This window comes from uncultured Kiloniella sp., assembly GCF_937128705.1.
In the GTDB taxonomy this organism is placed as follows: domain Bacteria; phylum Pseudomonadota; class Alphaproteobacteria; order Kiloniellales; family Kiloniellaceae; genus Kiloniella.
Map to the genome: position 1 here is coordinate 1 of NZ_CAKZMP010000022.1, position 25,065 is coordinate 25,065.

Annotated in this window: 21 protein-coding genes; 19 read left to right on the forward strand and 2 right to left on the reverse strand. The window is 44.5% G+C overall.

The window, feature by feature from the left end; translation table 11 throughout:
- Positions 1-138 precede the first annotated feature (138 nt).
- The 5 genes from Q0241_RS01270 to Q0241_RS01290 all read left to right on the forward strand — a co-directional run bounded on the left by Q0241_RS01270 (position 139) and on the right by Q0241_RS01290 (position 7,689).
- On the forward strand, positions 139-1,635 hold the full coding sequence (locus tag Q0241_RS01270) for a carnitine 3-dehydrogenase (RefSeq protein ID WP_299371834.1): 1,497 nt from the start codon (positions 139-141) through the stop codon (positions 1,633-1,635).
- 204 nt (positions 1,636-1,839) lie between these two features.
- Complete coding sequence (locus Q0241_RS01275; RefSeq protein WP_299371837.1) at positions 1,840-3,000, forward strand: acyl-CoA dehydrogenase family protein; 1,161 nt, start codon at positions 1,840-1,842, stop codon at positions 2,998-3,000.
- A gap of 32 nt (positions 3,001-3,032) precedes the next feature.
- On the forward strand, positions 3,033-5,111 hold the full coding sequence (locus Q0241_RS01280; protein WP_299371840.1) for an acetate--CoA ligase family protein: 2,079 nt from the start codon (positions 3,033-3,035) through the stop codon (positions 5,109-5,111).
- Positions 5,111-5,893, forward strand: a complete 783-nt coding sequence (locus Q0241_RS01285) for a carnitinyl-CoA dehydratase (RefSeq protein WP_299371843.1) — start codon at positions 5,111-5,113, stop codon at positions 5,891-5,893. Before Q0241_RS01280 ends, Q0241_RS01285 begins: the two co-directional genes overlap by 1 nt.
- Before the next feature lie 170 nt (positions 5,894-6,063).
- Positions 6,064-7,689 carry a GMC family oxidoreductase N-terminal domain-containing protein gene (locus Q0241_RS01290; protein ID WP_299371846.1) on the forward strand — a complete coding sequence of 542 codons (1,626 nt, stop codon included), beginning with the start codon at positions 6,064-6,066 and terminating at the stop codon, positions 7,687-7,689.
- Positions 7,690-7,715: 26 nt separating this feature from the next.
- On the opposite strand, the gene Q0241_RS01295 is transcribed toward Q0241_RS01290, so the two are convergent.
- Positions 7,716-8,618: a LysR substrate-binding domain-containing protein gene (locus Q0241_RS01295; RefSeq protein ID WP_299371849.1), complete on the reverse strand. Its 903-nt coding sequence runs from the start codon at positions 8,616-8,618 to the stop codon at positions 7,716-7,718.
- Between the two features lie 119 nt (positions 8,619-8,737).
- Between Q0241_RS01295 and Q0241_RS01300 the strand changes: the two genes are divergently transcribed.
- The 14 genes from Q0241_RS01300 to maiA all read left to right on the forward strand — a co-directional run bounded on the left by Q0241_RS01300 (position 8,738) and on the right by maiA (position 24,279).
- The gene (locus tag Q0241_RS01300; protein WP_299371852.1) at positions 8,738-9,847 is read left to right on the forward strand and encodes a mandelate racemase/muconate lactonizing enzyme family protein; all 1,110 of its coding nucleotides are present in this window, start codon (positions 8,738-8,740) and stop codon (positions 9,845-9,847) included.
- A gap of 59 nt (positions 9,848-9,906) precedes the next feature.
- Positions 9,907-11,400, forward strand: coding sequence for an aldehyde dehydrogenase family protein (locus tag Q0241_RS01305; protein ID WP_299371854.1), 1,494 nt, complete (start codon positions 9,907-9,909; stop codon positions 11,398-11,400).
- 127 nt (positions 11,401-11,527) lie between these two features.
- A complete protein-coding gene (locus tag Q0241_RS01310; RefSeq protein ID WP_299371857.1) occupies positions 11,528-11,695 on the forward strand; it encodes a hypothetical protein in 168 nt (55 codons plus the stop codon).
- A gap of 171 nt (positions 11,696-11,866) precedes the next feature.
- Positions 11,867-13,453 carry an ABC transporter substrate-binding protein gene (locus Q0241_RS01315; RefSeq protein ID WP_299371860.1) on the forward strand — a complete coding sequence of 529 codons (1,587 nt, stop codon included), beginning with the start codon at positions 11,867-11,869 and terminating at the stop codon, positions 13,451-13,453.
- A 10-nt stretch (positions 13,454-13,463) separates the two neighbouring features.
- Positions 13,464-14,423 (forward strand): ABC transporter permease, encoded by a 960-nt coding sequence (locus Q0241_RS01320; protein WP_299371863.1) that lies wholly within the window; start codon positions 13,464-13,466, stop codon positions 14,421-14,423.
- 12 nt (positions 14,424-14,435) lie between these two features.
- Positions 14,436-15,257, forward strand: a complete 822-nt coding sequence (locus Q0241_RS01325) for an ABC transporter permease (RefSeq protein WP_299371865.1) — start codon at positions 14,436-14,438, stop codon at positions 15,255-15,257.
- Positions 15,257-16,891 (forward strand): ABC transporter ATP-binding protein, encoded by a 1,635-nt coding sequence (locus Q0241_RS01330; protein ID WP_299371869.1) that lies wholly within the window; start codon positions 15,257-15,259, stop codon positions 16,889-16,891. Before Q0241_RS01325 ends, Q0241_RS01330 begins: the two co-directional genes overlap by 1 nt.
- A 71-nt stretch (positions 16,892-16,962) precedes the next feature.
- Positions 16,963-17,802: an alkaline phosphatase family protein gene (locus Q0241_RS01335; protein ID WP_299371872.1), complete on the forward strand. Its 840-nt coding sequence runs from the start codon at positions 16,963-16,965 to the stop codon at positions 17,800-17,802.
- 118 nt (positions 17,803-17,920) lie between these two features.
- Positions 17,921-19,984, forward strand: coding sequence for a CocE/NonD family hydrolase (locus Q0241_RS01340; RefSeq protein WP_299371875.1), 2,064 nt, complete (start codon positions 17,921-17,923; stop codon positions 19,982-19,984).
- 131 nt (positions 19,985-20,115) lie between these two features.
- A complete protein-coding gene (locus Q0241_RS01345) occupies positions 20,116-21,141 on the forward strand; it encodes a TRAP transporter substrate-binding protein (protein ID WP_299371878.1) in 1,026 nt (341 codons plus the stop codon).
- Between the two features lie 157 nt (positions 21,142-21,298).
- Positions 21,299-21,745 (forward strand): TRAP transporter small permease, encoded by a 447-nt coding sequence (locus tag Q0241_RS01350; RefSeq protein WP_299371881.1) that lies wholly within the window; start codon positions 21,299-21,301, stop codon positions 21,743-21,745.
- Entirely contained in the window at positions 21,745-23,049 is a 1,305-nt protein-coding gene (locus tag Q0241_RS01355; protein WP_299371884.1) for a TRAP transporter large permease, read from the forward strand. The genes Q0241_RS01350 and Q0241_RS01355 overlap by 1 nt, the downstream gene beginning before the upstream one ends.
- Positions 23,050-23,124: 75 nt before the next feature.
- Complete coding sequence (locus tag Q0241_RS01360; RefSeq protein ID WP_299371887.1) at positions 23,125-23,622, forward strand: MarR family transcriptional regulator; 498 nt, start codon at positions 23,125-23,127, stop codon at positions 23,620-23,622.
- Between the two features lie 3 nt (positions 23,623-23,625).
- Positions 23,626-24,279: a maleylacetoacetate isomerase gene (maiA, locus tag Q0241_RS01365; protein ID WP_299371890.1), complete on the forward strand. Its 654-nt coding sequence runs from the start codon at positions 23,626-23,628 to the stop codon at positions 24,277-24,279.
- A gap of 82 nt (positions 24,280-24,361) precedes the next feature.
- On the opposite strand, the gene hppD is transcribed toward maiA, so the two are convergent.
- The coding region (hppD, locus tag Q0241_RS01370) for a 4-hydroxyphenylpyruvate dioxygenase (protein ID WP_299371893.1) at positions 24,362-25,065 on the reverse strand (704 nt) is incomplete at its 5' end.

Consider the following 25,065-nt stretch of genomic DNA (forward strand, 5'->3'; position numbering starts at 1 on the left):
GGTAAGCCGAGCCAAGGAAATTATTGAACGAATGGGGGCGAAGACACTTACGGCTGAAGATGCGCGTAAAAAGTTCAATGCCGTCAAGCAGGCTTAATTATAATTTTTAAAACATAGATATGAGCAGGGTGTTAAAAAATGGCACGTGAAATCAGAACAGTTGCCGTCGTTGGGGCTGGTGTTATCGGGGCTGGATGGGCCGCGCGATGTCTTCACCGAGGAATTGATGTGGTCGTGACGGATGTTTCTGCTGGGGCAGAACGAGGCCTGAGAGAAGTTGTATCCAATGCTGAGCCTGCTTTGAATCAACTTAGTCTGGCCCCACGTAAGGAAAAGGGCACTCTGACGTTCACCACAGACCTTGCCGAGGCAGTTTCCAAAGCTGATTTTGTTCAAGAAAATGCACCTGAACGAGAAGATCTTAAAAGGAACCTTCTTGCAGAAATAAGTAAACACGCAGAACCGGATGTTATTATCGCCTCCAGTTCCTCTGGATTGCTCCCAACGATTATTCAGGCTGATTGCATTCACCCAGAACGTGTTCTGATCGGTCACCCCTTCAACCCTGTTTACCTTTTGCCTCTTGTCGAAGTTCTTGGTGGAGAAAAAACGAACGCCCAATTTATAGATGATGCTATGGCGTTCTATAGCTCGATCGGGATGAAACCCCTTAAGGTTCGAAAAGAAATAGAAGGGTATATTTCTGATCGCCTTCAGGAAGCTCTATGGCGTGAAGCCTTACACATGGTTGCTGATGGGGTTGCAACAACAGAAGAAATAGATCAGGCAGTAATATACGGACCAGGGCTACGGTGGGCTTTTATGGGGACATGCCTCACATTTCATCTTGCTGGTGGCGAACAGGGGATGCGCCATATGCTGGAACAGTTCGGTCCGGCGCTTGAGTTACCCTGGACAAAATTAAAAGCGCCTGAACTGACAGATCAACTTATTGATCGAATGGTCGAAGGAACGCAACAACAGGCAGAGGGTTATTCAATACGTGATCTAGAACAGCTACGAGACAATTGTCTTGTGTCTATTATGCAGTCCTTGCGCAGCTTTAACTATGCATCTGGAAAAGTACTGAAAGAAGACGATGAAGGGCTGTATGGGGACGCAAGTGGTTCTAAGGAATGGTCTGAACAGGATGATTTAACCAAACCATTGAACCTTCATAGAGACAAAGTTCATCCCGAGTGGATTGATTATAATAACCACATGACTGAATCTCGTTATTTGCAGGTTTTTGGCGATGCCTCTGATGCGCTCTTTCGTTATGTCGGCGTAAATGCTGAATACCATGCTAATGGTCATTCGTATTATACGGTAGAAACCCATATAAATAATATTCTTGAAGTCGCAGTGCATGAGCCTTTGAGAGTTACGACACAACTACTTGGTCTGGATGATAAACGCATCCATTTCTATCATAAAATGTACAAGGAAAAGGACAACAGCTTACTCGCAACAGCAGAGCAAATGGTCTTGCACGTTGATATGAAAGCCGGGAGAGCTTGTCCTGCGAAACCTGAAATACTGAATGTGTTAGAAAAAATACTTGATGCACATAAAAAACTGCCTGCGCCGGAACGTTTAAGCAGACAAATGATGGTGCCCCCACCTAAACAATAAACATAACTGTCGGCCATATTTTGTTTAGTTAAATATGGTCGACAGATAAGTGCAGATACCAGTGTCGTTATGGCACTCGGAAGTAATGACATTTAATTTACGTTGGCAATCGGTGTTGATTTTCAACGTGGAAATGCCTGCTGATGTCCTGATTTCGGTACAAAGCCATAGAACAGGAACAGTTAAGGTTTAGGGAGAAGTGATATGGATTTTGGTCTTTCGCAAGAACAACAAATGGTTGTTGATACCGTTCGGAATTTTGTTGAAAAAGAGCTGTACCCCCATGAAAATACTGTTGAAGAGTTGGGTTATGTTCCTGCTGAACTGACCAAAGAAATACGTCAAAAAGTTTTGGATTTAGGGTTTTACGCAGCCAATATTCCTGAAGAATTCGGAGGTGGCGGATTAGACTACGTCACCATGTCCTTACTAGAGAGAGAGCTGGGTCGCGCTTCTCAGGCACTGAGTGTTATCTTTGGGCGCCCCTCTAATATTCTTTGCGGTTGTAAAGGCGATCAGGTCGAAAAATATCTTATGCCAGCTATTCGCGGGGAGAAGATAGACTGTATCGCGATGACCGAACCTGATGCAGGGTCAGATGTAAGGTCAATGAAGGCATCTGCCGTCAGAGACGGGGATGACTGGATACTTAATGGTACCAAGCATTTCATAACGCACGCTGATGAAGCGGACTTTGCCATTGTTTTTATTGCAACTGGAGAGGAAGAAACTCCTCGGGGCAAGAAAAAACAAATCACCTGCTTTCTTCTAGATCGCGGAACTCCGGGATTTGAAATAAGAGAAGGTTACAAATGTGTATCACATCGGGGATACAACAATTCCATCCTCAATTTTGATAACTGCCGCATTCCTGCCACGCAAATACTCGGGGAAGAAGGCAAGGGATTTGACGAAGCGAATACATGGTTAGGGGCCACAAGATTGACTGTAGCAGCTATGTCAGTCGGTCGGGCGCAACGTTGTTTTGATTTGGCGGTTAATTGGGCCGCTGAGCGAAAACAGTTTGGACAGGCTATTGGTAAATTCCAGGGCGTTTCCTTCAAATTGGCTGATATGGCGACAGACATTCAAGCCGCTGAATACTTAACCATGGGTGCAGCTTGGAAATTAGATAAGGATCTTCCTGCGGATCAGGACATTGCCATGGCTAAGGTTCATGCGACAGAAATGCTGGCCAGAGTAACGGATGAAAGTCTTCAGATTTTTGGCGGAATGGGTTTGATGACCGAACTTCCTATCGAACGCTTTTGGCGCGATGCCCGGGTTGAGCGGATCTGGGACGGCACCAGCGAAATTCAACGCCATATCATTTCAAGGGGTTTACTTAGACCTCTCGGCGCGTAATCGGGCACGTCATTGATCTGGGAAGTTCTTAAATGTCAAAATCAGCAAATATAAAACGCCTGCTTTGCCCCAAAAACATAGCTGTTGTTGGTGGAGCTGAGGCTGCTGAAGTCATCCGGCAAAGCCGTAAAACAGGATTTCAGGGGGAACTGTGGGCCGTAAATGCACGCAGAAATGAGATTGAAGGATTAAAGTGCTTTGCATCGGTAAACGATCTGCCAACAGCACCTGATGCAGCTTTCGTCGCGATACCTCGCGAACCAGCTATATCCGTGATTAAAGATCTGGAGAAGATGGGGGCAGGTGGCGTAATTTGTTACGCATCTGGGTTTTCCGAAACTTCTGACGGGCAGGATTATCATACAAATCTGATGAGCAGCGTTGGTGATTTGGCGTTGGTTGGCCCGAATTGCTACGGTATTCTAAATTATTTGGATGGCGCTGCTCTCTGGCCTGATCATCATGGCGGGCAACATGTTGATAAAGGTGTCGCGATCATTACCCAAAGTGGAAATATCGGCATCAGCCTGACAATGCAGGAAAGATCACTGCCCATTGCCTATATGATTTCTGTTGGGAACCAGGCCGTGTTATCTATGCCTGATTACATTGATGCTCTTTGTGATGATGATCGTGTGACCGCAATAGGCCTTCATATGGAAGGGGTTGATGATATCCCCGGGTTTTGTGGTGCCGTAGATAAAGCTAGAACTAAGGGCATACCTGTGATTGCCTTAAAATCAGGTGGATCTGACATCGGGGCCGAGATTGCCCTAAGCCATACCTCTACTCTGGCCGGGTCTGATGAACTTTATACTGCTTTGTTTCAGCGTATTGGCGTTGCTCGTGTTCGTACACTTAGTGAGATGATCGAAACCCTAAAGCTCCTTCATGTCGCGGGGCCTCTATCGGGTAATAATATCGCTTCGCTTAGTTGCTCTGGGGGGGATGCTGCTTTGATTGCTGATTTTGGCAGTCAACTTGGCTTAAAATTTAATCCGATCCCAGATGTTCAGTCCTCTCAGTTACAAAAGCAGCTTGGGGAAAAAGTTTCTATATCAAATCCCTTTGATTACCACACCTATATTTGGGGGGATATAGAAGAGAAAACCAACTGTTTTACTCGTGTTATGCAGGGTGGGTATGACATCAGCCTTTTGGTGTTGGATTACCCCAGAGGTGATTTAAGCGAAGCTCATGAGTGGGATATTGCACTGGATGCAATGATTGCGGCACAGAAAAACTCAGGGCATCAAGCAGCCGTTCTTGCCACACTTCCGGAAAATCTTCCGGCAAAAGCACGATCCACTTTGATCAGAAATAACGTGGTGCCATTACAAGGCGTAGAAGATGGATTGAAGGCTATCTCATCCGCGGCATGGATAGCGACTAGATGGAAGGATATTGCGAATAATAACGTATGTTCAAGGGTAGGGATATGTTCTGAATTAGAAGGTGACGTTGTTTTACTTGATGAAGCCCTAGCAAAATTACGTCTAAAAGAATACGGATTTATAGTTCCGGAGAGTGAAACAGTTGCCATTTCAGAAGCGGGTTTTACTGCGGAACAAATTGGTTTTCCGGTTGTTGTTAAGGCTGTGAGTGCTGATCTCGCCCATAAGACAGAAGTTGGTGGCGTGGCTTTGAACCTTCAAAGTGCTAAAGAGGTAACTTGTGCGGCAGAAAGAATGGCGCATTTGTCTGACAAAGTTCTTGTCGAAAGCATGATTAAAGATGTTGTTGCCGAAGTTATCATCGGTGTGACACGCGATCCTCAGTTTGGGCTTTCTCTTGTCGTGGGTTCTGGCGGTATTTGGGTTGAGTTGATGCAGGATTCAATAGCATTACTATTACCAGTTTCACGTGATGATATCCATGTCGCTTTGAAGAAACTCAAACTCTACAAGTTGTTGGAAGGCTATCGTGGCCAACCTGCTGGTGATATTGATGCGTTGATTGATACGATCTTATCGGTTGCAGATTTTGCCTTACATAATGAAAAGAAACTTGCCGAAATGGATTTAAACCCCGTTATGGTGCTTCCAAAAGGAAAAGGCGTTGTTATAGCAGATGCCATGATCCGTATGTCTTCAGAAGAAAGAGTGAATTAATGTCAGAAGTTGTAAAAGTTGAGAGACGAGGGGCTATTCTGGAAGTGACACTGGATCGCCCAAAAGCAAACGCTATTGATGCCGCAACAAGTAAGGCAATGGGAAAGGTTTTTTGCGATTTTCGTGATGACCCCGACCTTCGTGTCGCTATTTTAACTGGTGGCGGTGAAAAGTTTTTTTCAGCCGGATGGGATTTGGTTGCCAGTAACGACGGGGAAGCCCCGGATACTGACTATGGCCCCGGTGGATTTGCGGGAATAACAGAACTCCATGATTGCTATAAGCCAATTATTGCCGCTGTAAATGGGATGGCTGTTGGCGGAGGTTTTGAGCTTGCTCTCGCTGCTGATTTTATTATTGCAGCAGATCATGCACAATTTTTCCTACCAGAAGCAAAGGTTGGTCTGATCGCTGATGCAGCATCTTTCCGTCTTCCAAAAAGGCTTCCTAGGGCAATTGCCATGGAATTGCTTTTAACTGGGCGGCGTATGGATGCGAATGAAGCCGCTCAATGGGGACTGGTGAATAAAGTGGTGACAAGCGAAGACCTTATGACCGCAACCAGAGCATTCGCGGATCAAATTTTAGAAGCTGCGCCTTTATCTGTTATGGCAGTTAAAGAGGTTTTGCAAAAAACGTCTGGTCTTGATGATGAGGCCTGTTATCAAGATATGCGTTCAGGAAAATGGAAATATTATGAAAAGATGCTGAGAAGTGATGACTCTAAAGAAGGGTCGTTAGCTTTTGTTGAAAAAAGATCTCCTGTCTGGAAAGGAAGATAAGTAATTAAAACAATGTGATAAGTAATTTTCTGCAAATAACCAAACCTCTTGCTGCAAATGAAATAATGTCTTAATTGAATTAGGCAAAATAAAGTTTGAAATACGTGAAAATTTACACATAAATGAAAAGAGAAATTCATTTTGGTACGTAATTTTTCAGGTTTTTGGGTATGGGTGAAGAAAAACAGTCTTTTGACTATATCATTGTTGGTGCAGGTTCTGCTGGCTGTGTTTTAGCTAATCGCCTAAGTGAAAGCGGCAAATATTCTGTTTTGATTCTCGAGGCCGGAGGAAGCGATAAACGCTTTTGGGTGCAGGTTCCAATTGGCTACGGAAAGACATATTACCAAAAGTCCGTTAACTGGATGTACCTGACTGAAGCAGATAAAGGTACAGCAAACAGGCAGAGCTATTGGCCACGCGGAAAGGTGCTTGGTGGATCCAGCTCAATTAACGCCATGGTGTATATCCGGGGCCATAAAAAAGATTACGATGATTGGGCTGCAATCGGAAATCCGGGATGGAGCTATCAGGATGTACTGCCTTACTTTAAAAAGTCAGAAATCAATCAATTGAGTGATGATGGCTATCGTGGCACAGAGGGAGCAATGCATGTCTCTGATGTTTCGAAAGATTTACACCCTCTTTGCCAAAACTTTATCCGCTCAGGGCAGGAACTTGGTCTTGCCTATAATGAAAACTTCAACGGGGCTGAACAAGAAGGCATAGGTCTTTATCAGACGACAACCCGTAACGGTTTCCGTGAGTCCGCAGCCAAAGCGTTTCTACATCCAGCCTTAAAACGTAAGAATCTTAAACTTGTCACTCATGCCCATGTTTCAAAAGTCCTTTTTGAGGGAAAAATAGCTGTTGGTGTTCAGTATGTACGCAAAGGAAAAACTTCTACTGTTACAGCCAAAAAAGAAATTATTCTGAGCGGTGGCTCAATCAATAGCCCGCAATTGCTGCAACTGTCAGGGGTTGGTCCTAAGACTTTACTCGATGAACACAATATACCGATTGTCGTTAATAGTCCGGCAGTTGGACAAAACTTACAGGATCATATCGGAATGGATTATCTCTATTCCTGCACTGTCCCCAGCCTTAATGACGAATTGCATTCTTTGTGGGGGAAGTTGGTTGCCGGATTGAAGTATGTATTGTTCCGGCGTGGGCCCCTTAGCTTGAGTATTAATCAAGGAGGAGGCTTTATTAAAACCCGACCGGACTTGGAACAACCGAATATTCAGTTATATTTTTCGCCAGTTAGCTATACAAGGGCACCAGCGGGAACGCGACCAATGCTCAATCCTGATCCGTTTTCTGCTTTTCAACTGGGTTTAACAAACTGTCGCCCGACTTCGCGCGGAGAGATAAATATTAAATCGAATGATCCGTTTGAACCACCATTGATAAAGCCAAATTATCTTTCTACTGACGAAGATGTTTCTGAGATGCTTGAAGGTGTGAAATATCTAAGAAAATTAGCCGAAACCAAAGCCTTTAAAGATATTATCATCGAGGAGTTTCGCCCGGGGAAAGAATGTAAAACAGACGAAGAGTTAATCGCCGATATTCGCGGTTACGCCTGGACCTGTTTCCATCCTTCAGGAACCTGTAGAATGGGGCCTGATCCAGAAACGTTTGTCGTTGATCATAAATTAAAAGTTCATGGTGTGGATGGCCTTCGTGTGATTGATGCATCAATCTTTCCGAATGTACCCTCAGGAAACACGAATGCAGCCGCTATTATGGTCGGTGAAAAAGGAGCAGATCTTGTGCTGGACGATGCTTAAGTGCTTATTGAAAGATATTTTCAATATTATTGTTCTATCTGAGCTTGATCCAGTAACCAGTTCCTAAATAACAAACTTTCTGGTTTAGATTTTTCGTCTTTTATTGGTGTTAATAGGTAGTGAGAATCATCGAAATCGAAATCTTGCTCGACAACTCTCATTAATTTTCCACTATCCAGATCTGGTTGGGCATGGGCCTTAAGTACAAGTGAAACACAAGCACCAGAGGAAGCCAACTGCACCGAATTCAGAGAGGTATCTACTGTGATATTTACCTCGAGATCTGCGCCCTTAAGGTGAGTGTCGAGTATTTTTTGCCAGCGGCCTTCACAACCCATAATCCTGACACAACTCAGGTGACTGATAAGGGATTTATCGCCAGTCTCGATGGATTGTTTTAGAAGCTTCACATTGTCTGGTGTTGCCACGAGAACTGAAGGTTCTGTGTGTATTTTTTGACTGTGAAAACCGGGCCAGTTGCCGTGCCCGCTTCGGATATCGATATCAATGTTGTCGTGGTCGAGTGACTCTGTCCAGATCGCTGTGTGTAATCTGATATTGATATCAGGATATTTGGTCAGGAAATCTTTTAGCCGCGGTGTCAGCCAGGAAACGGAAAAGGCAACTGTGCAGAGAATATTGATCGTTTGCTTACCCTTGGTGCCGAACAACCCGGTAGTTGATACTGATATATCTTCGAACGCCCGTCGTACTGCTGGCAGGTAAGCTCTTCCCTTGTCGGTTAACTTTAAACTGCGGGCTAATCGTTCAAATAACAGGAAATCCAACTCTTTTTCGAGAGACCTTACTTGATGGCTAACTGCAGCTGGGGTGAGGTTGAGCTCTTTGGCTGCTGTCGTGAAGTTATTATAACGGGCGGCGGCTTCGAACGCGCGCAACCAGTTTAGAGGGGGGAGTTGATATGCCATGTGAGTACGATTATCAGCTTCAAATAAAATGATGTCTTAGGCGAATAATACTTCGTTTGCTTTTATCTGCAAGCTTGGACTAATAGTACGCCATAGATTTTTATTGAGTGAGATTCAGCGTGAAAATAGCAAGCATTGAAACCTTTACCAATGAATATGTCGGGTTTGTTCGGGTAAGAACAGTCGAAGGTGATGAGGGGTGGGGGCAGGTCTCAACCTATAATGCAGATATCACATCTCAAATTGTACACCGTCACATTGCACCTCACACTCTTGGTCAGGATGCTTCCGATCTCAAAGGTTTAACGCAAACAGTGTTGGAGCGAGAGCACAAGTTTCCGGGAAGTTATCTCTATCGCGCCCTTTGTGGCGTTGATACAGCTCTATGGGATGTCCATGGTAAACGAGCAGGAAAAAGCGTTGCCAGTTTACTGGGAAGTACGCGAAAAAGTTTTCCTGTCTATGCATCAAGTATGCGGCGCGATATTACGCCGGAAGAAGAGGCCGAGAGATTTGTCGCCCTTCGAGAACAATTTGGTTACACGTCATTTAAATTCAGGGTTGGGCGCGAATGTGGTCACGATGTTGATCAATGGCCGGGACGTACGGAAGAAATCGTAAAAAAGGTACGGGAAACTCTTGGCAATGATATTACCCTTTTGGTTGATGCGAATAGTGCCTACACACTGAAAAAAGCTATTGAAGTTGGTCATTTATTACAGGATTACGGCATTAGCCATTTTGAAGAGCCTTGTCCTTATTGGGAACTGGGTTGGACAAAACAGGTAAAAGAGGTACTTGATCTTGATGTGTCCGGTGGAGAGCAAGATAGCAACATGGTTGTTTGGAACCAGATTATCCAAGACAGGGTTGTTGATATTGTTCAGCCGGATATTTGTTATATGGGTGGCATTACGCGAAGCCTCGAAGTTGCTAAAATGGCTGAAGCAGCAAAAATTCCCTGTACGCTACATTGTGCGAACCTTTCTCTTGTAACGTTGTTTTCTGCGCACTTTATGGCGGCAATTAATAACCCAGGCAAATATCTCGAATTCTCAATCGAAGGATTGGATTACTATCCGTGGCAGGCAGGTTTGTTTGGCCCCGGATATGAAATTGTGAATGGCGACCTTATTCTTTCAGATAAACCGGGGTGGGGGATTGAAATTGATCCTCTGTGGCTTGCGAGTGCGGACTATCAGGTGAGCTATAATGCTTCACGCTTTTGATAAAATCTTTGAATATAGAACATAGTTAAATAAAAACGATAAGGCCTTTAGGTGTGATTATGACGAAATCAACAGATGCGCTGATCAGCGAATATTTTCAAACAGGTACATTGCTGGGGTTGCCAAATAAGCTGTTCATTAATGGTGAGTGGGTTTCTGCATCAACAACAGAGATGATTGACAGCAAAGACCCGGGTAATGGTAAGGTATTTGCATCTGTCAGTGCTGGGCAGTCAGAAGATGTTGGTAAGGCTGTCGAAGCTGCCAGGGATGCCTTTGTCAATATTTGGCGTGATATGAAACCCAGTAAGCGCGGCCTCATACTTTTCAAGGCTGCTGATATCTTGGAGCAAAAGGCTGATTATTTTGCTGTAGTCGAGGCTCTTGATACAGGCAAACCGCTAGATGAAGCAAAAGGGGATGTTGCGAGCTCTGTTGGTGCACTACGTTATTATGCTGGTTGCGCCGATAAAATTCAGGGTGATACTTTCCCTTTGGGGGATGGTGTTTTCTCATTTTCCAGTGTTGAGGCTGTTGGTGTTACCGCACATATTATTCCTTGGAATTACCCTCTTGCTACAACAATAAGGGGTGTCGCCCCTGCTTTAGCCGCAGGGTGTACAGCTGTGGTAAAGCCTGCAGAGCAAACCCCTTTAACAGCACTATTGTTGGCAGATGTCTTTGTCGAGGCGGGCCTTCCCAAAGGTGTTTATAACGTTGTAACCGGTACTGGGGCGGATGCTGGAAGCCCACTGGTCAATCACCCGAAGGTTCAACACATCACCTTTACAGGCTCAGTCGGTACCGGGACTTTGGTGATGGAAGCTGCTGCCAAAAACATCAACAGTGTGACACTGGAGCTTGGGGGGAAATCACCGATTGTAGCACTCGCAGACTGTGATTTGGAAAAAACAGCAGAAGGGGTTCTTTGGGCTATTTATTATAATGCAGGACAAATTTGCTCTGCTGGTTCGAGGTTAGTCGTAGAAAGAACAATTCATCGTGAATTAGTGGCAAAGATTGTTGAGAAAACTTCACAGTTAATAGCAGGCCATGCTCTCACTAATCCAAATTATGGTGCGATTAATTCTCTGCAACAGTTGGAGAAAATAGAAGGCTTTGTGGAACGCGCCAAAGCTCGAGGAATAACCGTTGCTTGCGGCGGTGAACGGATCAATACTAAAGAAACTGAGAATGGTTGGTTCTATGCGCCAACAATTATGGATGATGTGCCTAACAATGACGAACTGGTTCAAGAGGAAATTTTTGGCCCTGTGTTGACGGTTCAGGTTGTCGATAGTCTTGATGAAGCTATAGAAGCTGCGAACTGCACTGATTTTGCACTTGCGGCAGGGGTCTATACACAAAATATTACTCATGCTCTTAAGCTTTCTAAGGCTATTGATTCAGGGCAGGTGACAGTTAACGATTATTGGGCTGGTGGTGTAGAGGTACCGTTTGGCGGCAATAAATCATCAGGTATCGGCCGTGAAAAGGGAATAGAAGCCCTTCGAAACTATGTAACAACAAAAGCAATTACGATGACGTTTTAAATAACTTTTTTGCTTGAAAATGTTAAGAGAAGTTAGTTGTGATGCGGGCCTTAAGTTCTATAAAAAATTGTATTTAATTGGTTAGAAAAAATAACTTGATTGAATTTTTACTATAAACGACCCTAAGATGTGGTTTTTTGATCAAAAGTTGACGTTTTTTGGATGGAAAGTCGCTGTTGGTGATGTTGTTGTCTTTAATGCGACAAAGTTATGGGTAGTTGACGCTATTCAAAATAAGGTTCTGGGAAACAGAACCAAAGCTGGTGGTGAGTATAGGTTTTTATGTTTCTGGTAAGAGAACAAGACTTTGTCTTTATGTAGATTTTGACGCTGTCTAGGTATCTAATGCAGGGAATTAAATTAATTAAACCTTATAATCACTTGAATCATATGATAAAATAAAAGCGATTAAACGCTTATGTGATTCTCACCTAAAAGGTTTATGCAAACAGGGAGTAGAATAGGAATGACACAACATATTAATTATCTGGCAAAGCTTGCCGCTCAGGGTAAATTAGGTCGCCGTGAGTTTATGGGAAAAGCTGCTGCTGTCGGTGTCTCTACCGCTGCTGCTGGTAGTCTGTTGTCCAGTGCGGCAATGGCCGAAGGCCCAAAAAAAGGTGGAACACTTAAGGCTGGCCTTGGCGGGGGCGAAAGTACAAATAGCCTTGATCCGGCATCTTTTCTGACACAAGTGTCTCATGATTTTGGTAAGTGTTGGGGCGAAACGCTTGTTGAAGTCTCACGCATTGGTGAAATTAACTACCGACTGGCTGAGAGCATCGAGCCGACCGCTGATGCGAAAACATGGCATTTTACAATTCGCAAAGGTGTTGAGTTTCACAACGGCAAAAGCGTAACTGCTCAAGATGTGCTCAAAACAATGCAACGTCACTCGGGCGAAGATACGAAGTCCGGTGCCTTGGGCGTTATGCGTAATATTGAGTCCATGAAGGCAGATGGAGATGTCTTCTCGGTCACCCTAAAAACGGCAAATGCTGATTTGCCTTACTTGATGTCTGATTATCACCTAATCATTCAGCCCGACGGTGGTATGGATGCGCCTGATGCTGGTATCGGTACTGGCCCATACAAGGTTGCTGTTAATGAGCCGGGTGTACGCCATGTCGGTGAGCGTAATCCTAACTATTGGGATCCGTCACGTGGCCATGCCGATCAGGTTGAAATTGTCGTGTTAAACGATGCGACAGCCAGAACTGCGGCCCTTCAGGGTGGTCAGGTTCACATGATTAACCGTGTGGAACCAAAAGTTGCCGATCTTCTGGAACGTGTTCCCGGTCTCCAGGTGAAAAGTGTATCTGGTCGCGGTCACTATGTATTCCTGATGCATTGCAATACTGCACCGTTTGATAACAACGACCTACGTTTAGCCCTTAAGTATGCAGTTGATCGTGAAGAAATGGTTGATAAAATTCTTCGTGGTTACGGATCTGTTGGTAATGACATGCCAATCAATGGTGGTTATCCGCTGTTCTCCGAAGATATTGAGCAACGCTCTTTCGACCCGGATAAAGCAAAGTTCCATTTCAAGAAATCAGGCCATGAAGGTCCTGTTCAACTCCGGACAGCAGGTACTGCCTTCGCTGGTGCTGTTGATGCTGCGCAGCTATTCCAACAGTCTGCTGCGAAGTGTGGTATTACACTTGACGTTAAGCGTGAGCCTGATGACGGGTATTGGACAGAAGTGTGGAATAAACAACCATTCTGTGCATCTTATTGGGGCGGATCGCGTCCGGTTCAAGATCAAATGTATTCAACGGCTTATCTATCAACAGCTGATTGGAATGACACACGTTTCTTCCGTGACGATTTTGACAAGCTTCTTATTGAAGCACGTGGTGAGCTTGATCAGGCAAAACGTATTGCGCTTTACCGTGAAATGGGTGTGATGGTTCGTGATGAAGGTGGTGTGATCGTTCCTATGTTTAATGACTTCATTGCTGCTGTCAGTGATAAAGTCGGCGGTTACGAAGATGATCCAAGTGGTGAAATGATGAACGGTTTCGCCCTCGCAAAAACTTGGTTGGCGTAATCAGCGACTCATGGGACATCCCATTCTAAATTTGGTGGCTCAACGCATAGCGTTGGGCCTCCTTCTCCTCTTTCTGGCATCTGGGTTGATATTTATCGGTACCCAAATTTTGCCAGGAGATGTCGCTCAATCTATTCTAGGTCAATCGGCAACACCGGAAGCTGTTGCCAATCTTCGTAAAGAACTTGGCCTGAATGACCCGGCATATGTCCGCTACTTCGAGTGGTTATCGGGTGTTTTACAAGGGGATCTTGGCACCGCACTTTCAAATGGCAAATCAATTGCTGAAGGTATCTCTAACCGTCTTCAAAATACACTGTTTTTAGCGAGCTGGGCTGCTGCTTTTTCTGTCCCATTAGCTGTTATCCTAGGGCTATTGGCCGTTCAGTACCGTAATCGCTGGCCTGATAAACTTATATCTGGCGTATCACTTGCGTCTATTTCTCTTCCAGAATTTTTTATCGGATATTTGCTCATCTATTTTGTTTCAGTTCAACTCGGCTGGTTTCCTTCTGTTGCGATTTTGAACGAAACAATGACTTTGGGTGAAAAACTAAACGCCATTGCCTTACCTGTCGTGGTTCTGACAATGGTCGTTCTTGCGCACATGATGCGTATGACCCGAGCTGCCATTTTGAATGTCATGCAATCTGCCTATATTGAAACGGCTGAATTAAAAGGGCTTAATCCTTTTACGGTTATCAGAAAGCATGCTTTTCCTAATGCGATTGCTCCCATTGTCAACGTTGTCATGATCAATCTCGCCTATCTTGTTGTTGGTGTGGTGATTGTAGAGGTTATCTTTGTGTATCCTGGAATGGGACAGTATCTGGTTGACCACGTTTCCAAACGTGATGTGCCTGTTGTTCAGGCCTGTGCCCTGATTTTCGCCAGCGTTTATATCTCGCTGAATATCATTGCTGACATTGTATCAATCGTGGCTAACCCGCGCTTGAGACATCCGAAATAGGGGATAGGATAAATGAACTTTAAACGTATTCCCCTGAGTGCACTTGTCGGCATTATTGCGACAGGTTGTTTTCTCTTTGTTGCTATTTTCGCCCCCGTATTGGCGCCTTATGGTATGGCAGAGATTGTTGGTGATGTTTGGGAACCAGCTTCTGACCAATTCTTGCTTGGCACAGATAATGTTGGTCGCGACCTTCTTACGCGGATGATGTATGGTGCTCGTATCACGATCTTTATCGCGGGTGCTGCCACAATTTTTTCTTTTGTTACGGGATCTGTTCTTGGTTTCACTGCTGCGGTAACCGGTGGCTGGTTTGATATGGTCTTGTCGCGTTTTGTCGATCTATTGATGTCAATACCGACCCTGATTTTTGCGTTGGTCGTTCTATCTGTATTACCGGGCAACCTTGTGACATTGATTGTTGTTATGGGGGTTTTGGATAGTACACGTGTTTATCGACTTTCCCGCGCGGTTGCCGTTGATATTAACGTAATGGATTATGTGGAAGCAGCCCGTTTACGTGGTGAAGGAACGCGATGGATTATCTTTCGGGAAATCCTGCCTAACGCATTATCACCGTTGGTTGCTGAATTTGGCCTAAGATTTATCTTTGCTGTCCTTTTCCTTTCTTCCTTGTCATTCCTAGGACTTGGAATTCAACCACCTGAAGCTGATTGGGGCGGTATGGTGAAGGAGAATAAAGAGGGCATTATCTTTGGTATTCCAGCGGCGCTTATTCCTGCCTTTGCAATTGCTGTTCTGGCAATTTCTGTAAACCTTGTTGCGGATTGGATACTCAATAGAACGAGTGATCTAAAAGGAGGGCGCGGATAATGTCTGATAATCTTCTTGAGATTAAGAATCTCAAAATCGGTGCAACCGTATATCCTCCGGGCGAAAAGCCCCACGACATTACCATCGTTCATGATGTATCTCTAAACCTGAAAAAAGGTCAGGTTATGGGGTTAATCGGTGAAAGTGGTGCTGGTAAATCAACTATTGGCCTTTCTTCGATGAGTTACGGCCGTGGTGGGGTTGAAATTACAGGTGGCGAAGTTTTCGTCAATGGACGGGATATCCTGCAAATTCAGGCTCAAGGTTTAAGGCAACTTCGGGGGAGGGAAGTAACTTACGTTTCCCAGTCGGCCGCAGCTTCTTTTAATCCCGCAATGCGCTTGATGGATCAGGTAATTGAAACCACAATTTTGCATGGACTTTCAAACAAAGCACAGGCAGAAGAACGTGCGATTGAACTCTTCAGGTCGCTAGGACTTCCTGATCCGGAAAACATTGGTAATAGGTATCCGCACCAGGTTTCTGGCGGGCAATTACAACGCGTTATGACGGCAATGGCACTGTGCCCTAAGCCTGATTTGATCGTTTTTGATGAACCGACAACCGCACTTGATGTAACAACACAGATTGATGTCTTGGCGGCGATTAAAAAGGCGATCAGAGATACTGGTGTTGCTGCCCTGTACATTACCCATGATTTGGCTGTAGTGGCACAGGTTTCTGATGAAATTCTTGTTTTGCGTCACGGTAATATGGTTGAACATGGCACTGTTCAAGAAATCATTGAGGCGCCAAAAGAAGAATACACCCAGGAATTGGTGAAAGCTCATTCTATTACGCATGAAGAGAAAAAACCGACGGATAACCCAATTCTTCGTGTGGAGAATATCTCTGCGTCTTACTCTGGAGAAATTCAGGTTTTAAAAGATGTTTCTGTTGACATTCATCCGGGGCAAACATTGGCTGTCGTCGGTGAGTCCGGTTCTGGAAAATCGACGCTTGCACGGGTGATCACCGGGCTTTTACCGCCGAGTGACGGACGTATTATCTTTGACGGAAAAGAGTTAACACCAGCACTTCCTGATAGAAACATAGATGATCTTCGTGAACTTCAAATGATCTACCAGATGGCTGATGTGGCGATGAACCCACGTCAGACAGTTGGTCAGATTATTGGGCGCCCGCTTGAACTTTATTTCGGAATGAAGGGTGCTGAAAAACGTAAACGCGTTATTGAGCTGCTCGACGAAATCGAAATGGGCGAAAAGTTTATCGACCGTTATCCTGCGGAACTTTCCGGGGGGCAAAAGCAACGTGTTTGTATTGCGCGCTCATTGGCGGCGAAACCCAAGCTGATTATCTGTGATGAGGTTACATCCGCGCTTGATCCTTTGGTTGCAGATGGCATTTTAAAGCTTTTGCTTAATTTGCAAAAGATAGAGAATGTTGCCTATCTCTTTATTACCCATGATCTTGCAACGGTGAAATCAATATCTGATTCCATCGCTGTTATGTATCTTGGGGAGCTCGTGAGATACGGAACCAAATCCGAAGTTCTGTCTCCTCCGTTCGATGACTATACAGATCTTTTACTTTCCTCGGTTCCAGAAATGAAACTGGGATGGTTGGAAGAAGTCTTGGCGCATCGAAAAATGGAAAGTGCCGGCAATTAGTCGGCACTTATATCCACGGTCAATATTTCATACGTAGGCCAGTTATTAGTACTGTTTAGGGAGATTATCTCTTGGCTCTTAAAAATAAAGTGTTGTTGATCATCCTTGATGGTCAGCCTTGGAGAGATGCGCGTCGTTATATGGGTAACCTGGAAGGTTGGGTTCAATCCGGCGAGGCACGTGTTTGGAAAATGCGGGCAGTGTTACCATCAACATCTGCGTCTTGTTATGCGTCTATCCATACAGGCGTAACCCCGCAACAGCACCACGTAGTTTCCAATCAATCAATCTTCCGCGTAAAACAGGCCGATATTTTTAGCCAGGTTCGTGCTGCAGGCGGAAAAACAGGCGCTGTAACGCATTCGTTCTGGTCCGAATTCTTTAATCGCGCGCCGTTTGATATGGTACGTGATATTGAATATGACGAAGACGATGGTCCAATCAATCATGGTCGTTTTCATACCATGACGGGCTATGGGCACATAAATCAGATGACCCCATCAGACGCTGATTTGTTTGCGACGCTGACGATGCTAACAGAACGTCATAAGATTGACTATGGCATCTTGCATACCTGTACGCTTGATTCAATGGGGCACAGGTTTGGGCATGATTGCGGCGAGATGGATCAAGCCTGTTTTGCCATTGATGCAATGCTTGCGCATTTCCTGCCGCGTTGGATTGAAAATGGCTACGAAGTCATCGTGACGGCTGATCATGGTCAATCCGACCGTGGACACCACGGTGGGCGCGGTGAAGATCAACAAGACGTTGCACTGTACTGGTTTGGTGGCGGTAATGGCCCCAAAGAAGATATAGTTCTTGATCAGTTACAACTTGCCCCCACAATCCTTTCCAGAATGGGTGCTCCGATTGCGGATACAATGAAGGCAGAGCCTTTCTTGAAGTAAATCAGGTTACATTATCTGGCTTTATTTGTAACTGGGTGCGAAAGTTTTCATAAGGCCTTCGTATCCAGTTTTTTTGATGACTGCTTACATTTCCAGTTATAGCTTTTTGAGGTGCGATATGCCGACAAATTTTCAACCGCAAACAAATGTTACTCAACATGATGGTTTTTGCGTCTGGGAGAATATCTGGATACCGCTAAAGGATGGTCGACAATTATCGGCACGTATTTGGATGCCCGATTTGGTGCAGGGTGAAGAGGGGGGGATTACACCTGTTCCTGCGATCTTTGAGTATCTTCCCTATCGTAAGCGTGATGGTACTGCACAAAGGGACGAAAGCACTTATCCTGTTTTTGCCCGAGCAGGATACGCAGGCGTCCGTGTTGATATATCTGGTACTGGTGAATCTGACGGTGTTTTTGACGATGAATACTCTCCCCGTGAACTTTCTGATGGCGTAGAGGCAATTAACTGGATTGCAAGACAGACCTGGTGTAGCGGCAAGCTAGGTATGATGGGGATATCTTGGGGGGGCTTTAATGCTTTGCAAATTGCTGCCCTACGGCCCGAACCATTAAAGGCTGTCATATCGATCGGTTCTACCGTTGATCGTTATAATGCTGATATCCACTATAAAAGCGGCTGCCATTTGAATTCTAACCTGTCTTGGGCTGGTGTAATGCAATGTTATGCTAACCGTCCGCCTGATCCAGCCTTGGTTGGTGATAAATGGCGGGATATGTGGCTTGAACGCTTAGAGGGTGCAAATCTTATTCTGGATGAATGGTTATCGCATCAACGCTATGATGATTTCTGGAAACACGGCTCTATTGAACAGGATTATGATGCCTTGGAAATTCCAAGTTTGGTAATTTCTGGTTGGGCCGATGCTTATAAAAATGCGCCTCCAATTGCAGCAGAAAACATGCCGGGTCTTGCTAAAGCGATTAATGGTCCCTGGGTGCACAAGTATCCGCACTTTGCCTATCCGTACCCTAGATCAGATTTCCACCAAGAAGCTTTACGTTGGTGGGACCGCTGGCTTTGTGAAAAGCAGAATAATGTAGAAAGCTTACCAGCTTATCGTGCTTATATTTCTGAGAATGTCAGGCCTTCACGTTGGCGAGAACACGAAGAGGGGAGATGGGTGGCCGAAGATATCTGGCCGTCTGATAGTATCGTATCCCAAAGGTTATATTTGAACACTGATCACAGCCTCTCAAAGACCAGTCATGCTGAGGGACAGATATCTATTCGTTCTCCTGAAGATACGGGCATCGCGTGCGGCGAGGTCTTTGCGCTTAAACCAGATACAGAAACACCGGGTGATCAACGTATTGATGACGGGGGATCTTTGGTCTTTGAAACAGATGTTCTGAGTGACGCCATTGAGATCCTTGGCCAACCAACGTTATCTTTAGGCGTGGCAATTGATGCGCCACTCGGAAACCTGGCAGTTCGATTAATCGATGTTCATCCTGATGGTGTTTCTCATCGTGTGTGTTTCGGGGTTTTGAATCTGGCACATCGCCATAGTAATGAAACGCCAAAGGAAATGGTTCCGGGGCAAAGGGAAGATGTTACAGTTACCTTGGATCATATCGGTTATCGGTTTTTACCGGGACACAAAATTAGGATTTCAATTTCGACAGCCTATTGGCCTTTGATCATGCCGTCCCCGTATCATGTAACGGCCTCAATTTTTCTGGGTAAAAATACTGCTCTTTCACTGCCTGTCAGGGCAACAGGCAATCAAATGGTTGTCGATGATGAAATTCATATGCCTGAACCAGAAAATGCAAACCCGCTACCTCTATACAAAGAGATAACACCCTCTAAAACGGCCCGCAGGGTTGAAAAAGATCTTTCTGGTAACTTGACGCACTACATCACCGAAGACGACACAGGGACGACAGAAATCCCCGGCCATGCTTTACGCGTTCGGCACACAAATTTTGTAAAATGGTCCATAAGCCCAGATACTCCCTTGGGGGCACAAGCGCACTCACAATGGTGTTGCTATATGTCTCGTGATGATTGGTCTATCAAGTTGGAAACTGAAGTTTCAATGATTTTAAGAGCGGACAGTTTTGAAATTTCAGGGAAAATGCTTGCCTACGAAGAAGGGAATGAAATCTTTGGCCGCAGTTATCAAAAATCCATCCCAAGAGATCACATGTAAATTAGAATCAATCCTGTAACTTGAAGAATAGCTTGCAGTATAGTTTCATATGAAACTATACTCTTTCTGCACATAAATAATTTAAAGATCTGTAGGCATACAGAAATATAAAAGAGCAGGAAGGTTATAGGATGAAACGTACACTCATTGCGCTGACAACAGTTGCAAGTACTGCATTGACGGCTATTTTTTCAAATGCTGTCGGGGCAGAATTTGAATTAAAGCTTAGTCACTTTTTACCATCGTCTCATCCAACGCAAACCCAGTTTCTTGAACCTTGGGCAAAAGAGCTTGAAGAACGGAGTGAGGGTAAAGTCAAGGTAACGATCTTTCCTGCGGGATCTGCCTTTGGACATGTCGCAAAGCAATATGATCAAGTAAAAGCTGGTGTTGTCGATATTTCTCATGGTCTCACGGGCTTTCCACGTGGTCGGTTGCCACGTACTTTGATTATGGATTTACCCTTTCTGACAAAGTCTTCTGATGCGGCATCCCGTACGTTATGGGATTTGTATCCAACCTATCTTGCCGAAGAATACAAAGGCCTAAAGGTTTTAGCCTTACATGCTCATAACCCCGGCCTTATTCATACAAGAGGCAAGCAAGTCAAAACCATGGATGATCTTGCAGGGCTTCGGGTGCGTGCCCCTTCCGCGGCGACATCTATGATGCTTAAACAATTGGGGGCAACACCCATTGGACTTCCACCCACCCAGGTTTATGAAAATCTGCAAAAAGGCGTGATTGACGGTACGATCTTTCCCTATGACGGCGTTCATGGGTTTAAGCTTGCCGAGGTTTTGGATTACCATCTTGATGCCAAGGCTTATACAACAAGCTTTTATTTCATTATGAACGAGAAAAAGTATAACGCGTTCCCGGAAGAGATCAGAGCCATTATTGATGACATGTCCGGTGCATCCCTTGTCGCGAAGTTTGGTCCTTGGTGGAATAATTGGGATAAACCTGGGTTAGAGGATATTAAGAAAAAAGGAAACCCAGTCGTTGTCCTTGATGACAGCCAAAGGGATGAATGGCGTCGTGCTTTGGAACCTACCACAGCCAATTATCTAAAAAGCTTGGAAGAGGCTGGTGTGGAGAATGCACAAGAAATTTACGATGCTGCGGTAAAATCCATCGCAAAATACGAGCAATAATTATTCTTGAAATGGTCGTTCTAACGATTGATTAGGACGACTATTTTTTATCATCATAGAACTGTTCGTGTGAAGCATGATTTTTGTTATATCAAAATATTTCAACCAATTAGTTAAATACGTTGCTTGGATAGGTGTCCTGTTTTTGTTGGGCGCTATGCTTATTACAACGACAGATGTTGTTTTGAGAAAGATAGATAATGCTGGAATCTATGGTACGATTGATCTGGTTCAATTGATGATTATCTCGGCCGCATATCTTTCAATTCCCTATGCCTTTTTGAAAAAAAGCCACGTTGCTGTGGCTATTCTTTCTGTACGGCTGCCAGAAAAAGGAGCTATTTTCTGTCAAGCTTTAGGGATGTTATTTTGCGCTGCATTTATGAGTGCAATAGCGTGGTTTGGTTTTTTACAAGCTGAACAGCAGCATCAGTATGGCGATATCTCTATCACCCTCGGCTTGCCGATGATTTATTACTGGATACCGCTTTTGCTTGGCGCAACCTTGTCAGGCGTAGTTTCTATCGGCCTATTAATCAACAGCCTTATTAAGATGTTTGGTCTTGAGCAAGATCCATCAAATGAAAATCGGGTTAAGAGCTAATGGATAACACAACAATTGGCCTTATCGCCTTCGCTGTTCTTTTCGGTTTAATCGCCATCAGGGTACCGATTGCCATAGCTATGGGTATTGTTGGTATGGTCGGTGGCTTGATCATAAACGGTTTTGATTCCGTGGCCTTTATTATGGGATCGGTTCCATTCGAATCAATCTTTCCTTATTCGTTATCTGTCATTCCGCTATTCATCTTGATGGGCGTCTTTTCGTCCAAAGCCGGCCTCTCCAGAGCGCTCTATGATGCGGCACACGCTTTTATCGGGCACTATAAGGGCGGGTTAGCAATGGCGACGGTTGGCGCTTGCGCTGCATTCGGTGCCATATGTGGTTCATCCCTGGCAACAGCCGCGACAATGTGCCGTGTCGCTATGCCAGAAATGCGCCGCCGGAATTATGATGATGGCTTGGCGAGTGCGACAATTGCAGCTGGGGGAACACTTGGGGTCTTAATCCCTCCTAGCGTAATTATGGTTATCTATGCCATTTTGACTGAACAGTCGATCGGTCGTCTTTTTGCCGCGGCCCTAATTCCCGGGTTGCTTGCCACGATACTTTATATGCTTGCTGTACGCATAAAAACGGCCAGAAATCCTGACTTAGCCCCGGCAGATACACCTGTTGATTGGTCTGGACGCATTATTGCTATGCTAAATGTTTGGCCTGTTATTCTGTTGTTTACCGTTGTTATTGGCGGCATTTATGCAGGGTGGTTCTCGCCAACAGAAGCTGCTGCAATTGGGGCAATTGGGGCTTTTATTCTTGCACTTCTAAAAAGAAAAATGGATCGACACACATTCATTGAATGTCTTGAAGAAACGGCGAGTTCAACAGGTATGATCTTTATGATCCTCATTGGAACCGCGGTATTCAATTACTTTGTCGAGACAACAGGACTACCGCAAGCTTTGGTCGCTTACGTAGGTGAACTAGGATGGAATGAATATACAATTCTGATCTTTTTGATCATTTTCTATGTCATTCTAGGATGTTTTATGGATGCGTTATCAATGATCTTGCTGACGCTACCCTTTATTTATCCTTTGATTACCAACATGGGTTTTGATCCGATTTGGTTCGGTGTGATTATGGTTTCCGTTGTAGAGGTTGGTTTAATTACACCACCTGTGGGAATGAACTTGTTTATTATCATGGCCGGGACACCGGGATTGAAATTGCAAACCATTAGCCGAGGCGTAGTTGCATTTTTGATGGCGGATGTTGTGCGGCTGGCTCTTTTGATCCTTTTCCCGGCACTATCCCTTTGGCTTCCTGCTTTGTTGATGGATTAGCACAGGGAATATCAATTTGTTGAAGACGCAAAAAACAAGTAACTCAATTCATAAAAACGTGGCGAATAAGACGAAATGACAGATCAAAAAATAACGAACCCATATCATGAAGTTTTAGATTTAAAAGACTTCTTTCCTTATAAAGTCCGTGTTTTTTACCGCTCAGTAAGTCAATCTGTTGCCGAGGTTTATACAAAGTCAAAAGGACTGACGGTTTATCAATGGCGCGTAATGGTTGTTTTGGGAAATAGCCAACCACTTTCTGCCAGCGAAGTAGTCGACTATTCTAGTTTGGATAAGGTTCAGGTTAGCAGAGCAATTAAGGGGCTACTGGAAAGAGAATTCATAGAACGTCATGTGGATGACCTTGATAAACGTAAGGTGAATTTACTTTTGACCGAGCAGGGTAATGATACGCTCCAGGAACTTATCCCGCTTGTCCTAAAACGTGAGCAGGAAATCCTTAATGGTCTGAGTGACGTTGAAAAAGAAACGCTAGAGAACCTTATGGCCCGTGTGTTGAAAAACGCAGATAAATGCTTCGGCGCAGATAAATTGGTCGAGGATATCTAATTTATGAAGCTCTATAGCTATTGGAGATCAACGGCGGCTTACCGTGTTCGAATTGCTTTAAACCTCAAAAAAGTTGAATACGACATGATCCCTGTTCACCTTGTTAAAAACGGCGGTGAACAGTTGGGTAATAAATACAAAGAAATAAATCCCCAAAAACTCGTCCCAGCTTTGGAAACAAAAGAAAACGAGATACTAACGCAGTCGATGGCAATCATCGAGTATCTGGATGAAACTCTACCCCAGCATAAGTTATTACCAGATAATGCCGCGGATAGAGCGTTTATAAGAAGTTTATCCCAACTGGTCTGTTGCGACATTCACCCGATAAATAATTTACGGGTTCTAAAGTATTTAGCAGGGGAAATGTTACTTTCTCAAGATCAGAAATCCACTTGGTATGCGCATTGGGTTCTAGAGGGATTATCAGCGTTTGAGCAACGTTTGAAAACACGTCAGTCAGAGGGGCGATATTGTTTTGGCTCTGAACCGGGGATGGCTGATTGCTGCCTGATTTCGCAACTTTATAATGCGCATCGTTTTGATATACCCGTTACTGATTTTCCTGAAATAAGAAGAATTGAAGAACACTGTCTCAAACTAGAAGCCTTCGATAAAGCCCGTCCAGAAAACCAGATGGATGCAGAATGCGCATAAAAATAAGCAAAAGACTGTTATCAAAACTAAAAGGGCGCTGATTATAAAATCAAGCGCCCTTTATTTTTTTGACGATAAGAGTTTAGTCTGTTTTTAGCACGCCGCGATTAACCTGATCGCGTTCGATTGATTCAAACAGGGCTTTGAAGTTACCTTCGCCAAATCCGTCATCACCTTTACGCTGAATAATTTCGATAAAAGCAGGGCCGATCACGCATTTCGTAAAGATTTGAAGCAAAAGACGTGGATCGCCAGTTTCAGTTGCGCCATCCAATAGGATACCGAGTTTTTTAAGCTTTTCCGGGTCTTCGCCATGACCGGGGAGGCGTTCATCCAACATTTCATAATAGGTCTCTGGCGGGGCATCCATAAACTCAACACCATTGGCGCGCATATCTGATATTGTTTTATAAATATCCGGTGTTGTTAATGCGATATGCTGAATACCTTCGCCATTAAACTTCATCAGATATTCTTCAATCTGACCTTTGCCTGCGGAAGATTCTTCGTTCAGCGGAATACGAATTTTACCATCAGGTGCCGTCATCGCTTTCGATGTTAAGCCTGTGTACTCGCCCTTAATATCAAAGAAACGAATTTCTTTGAAGTTGAAGAACTTCTCATAAAACTCTGCCCAATAGGCCATGCGACCACGATATACATTATGGGTAAGGTGATCGATGATATCCATGCCATAGCCAACAGGATTTTTCTCAACACCCGGTAAGTACTCAAAATCAATATCGTAAATACTGGACCCATCTTCGTATCGATCAATTAAATAGA

Excerpts from the sequence above, each read along its gene's own strand:
- Q0241_RS01310 (WP_299371857.1), top strand. The coding sequence starts at position 11,528 with ATGTGGTTTTTTGATCAAAAGTTGACGTTTTTTGGATGGAAAGTCGCT.
- Q0241_RS01295 (WP_299371849.1), bottom strand. The coding sequence starts at position 8,618 with ATGGCATATCAACTCCCCCCTCTAAACTGGTTGCGCGCGTTCGAAGCC.
- Q0241_RS01285 (WP_299371843.1), top strand. The coding sequence starts at position 5,111 with ATGTCAGAAGTTGTAAAAGTTGAGAGACGAGGGGCTATTCTGGAAGTG.
- Q0241_RS01290 (WP_299371846.1), top strand. The coding sequence starts at position 6,064 with ATGGGTGAAGAAAAACAGTCTTTTGACTATATCATTGTTGGTGCAGGT.
- Q0241_RS01315 (WP_299371860.1), top strand. The coding sequence starts at position 11,867 with ATGACACAACATATTAATTATCTGGCAAAGCTTGCCGCTCAGGGTAAA.
- maiA (WP_299371890.1), top strand. The coding sequence starts at position 23,626 with ATGAAGCTCTATAGCTATTGGAGATCAACGGCGGCTTACCGTGTTCGA.
- Q0241_RS01340 (WP_299371875.1), top strand. The coding sequence starts at position 17,921 with ATGCCGACAAATTTTCAACCGCAAACAAATGTTACTCAACATGATGGT.
- Q0241_RS01325 (WP_299371865.1), top strand. The coding sequence starts at position 14,436 with ATGAACTTTAAACGTATTCCCCTGAGTGCACTTGTCGGCATTATTGCG.
- Q0241_RS01280 (WP_299371840.1), top strand. The coding sequence starts at position 3,033 with ATGTCAAAATCAGCAAATATAAAACGCCTGCTTTGCCCCAAAAACATA.
- Q0241_RS01330 (WP_299371869.1), top strand. The coding sequence starts at position 15,257 with ATGTCTGATAATCTTCTTGAGATTAAGAATCTCAAAATCGGTGCAACC.
- Q0241_RS01305 (WP_299371854.1), top strand. The coding sequence starts at position 9,907 with ATGACGAAATCAACAGATGCGCTGATCAGCGAATATTTTCAAACAGGT.
- Q0241_RS01275 (WP_299371837.1), top strand. The coding sequence starts at position 1,840 with ATGGATTTTGGTCTTTCGCAAGAACAACAAATGGTTGTTGATACCGTT.
- Q0241_RS01350 (WP_299371881.1), top strand. The coding sequence starts at position 21,299 with ATGCTTATTACAACGACAGATGTTGTTTTGAGAAAGATAGATAATGCT.
- Q0241_RS01360 (WP_299371887.1), top strand. The coding sequence starts at position 23,125 with ATGACAGATCAAAAAATAACGAACCCATATCATGAAGTTTTAGATTTA.
- Q0241_RS01345 (WP_299371878.1), top strand. The coding sequence starts at position 20,116 with ATGAAACGTACACTCATTGCGCTGACAACAGTTGCAAGTACTGCATTG.
- Q0241_RS01320 (WP_299371863.1), top strand. The coding sequence starts at position 13,464 with ATGGGACATCCCATTCTAAATTTGGTGGCTCAACGCATAGCGTTGGGC.
- Q0241_RS01270 (WP_299371834.1), top strand. The coding sequence starts at position 139 with ATGGCACGTGAAATCAGAACAGTTGCCGTCGTTGGGGCTGGTGTTATC.
- Q0241_RS01355 (WP_299371884.1), top strand. The coding sequence starts at position 21,745 with ATGGATAACACAACAATTGGCCTTATCGCCTTCGCTGTTCTTTTCGGT.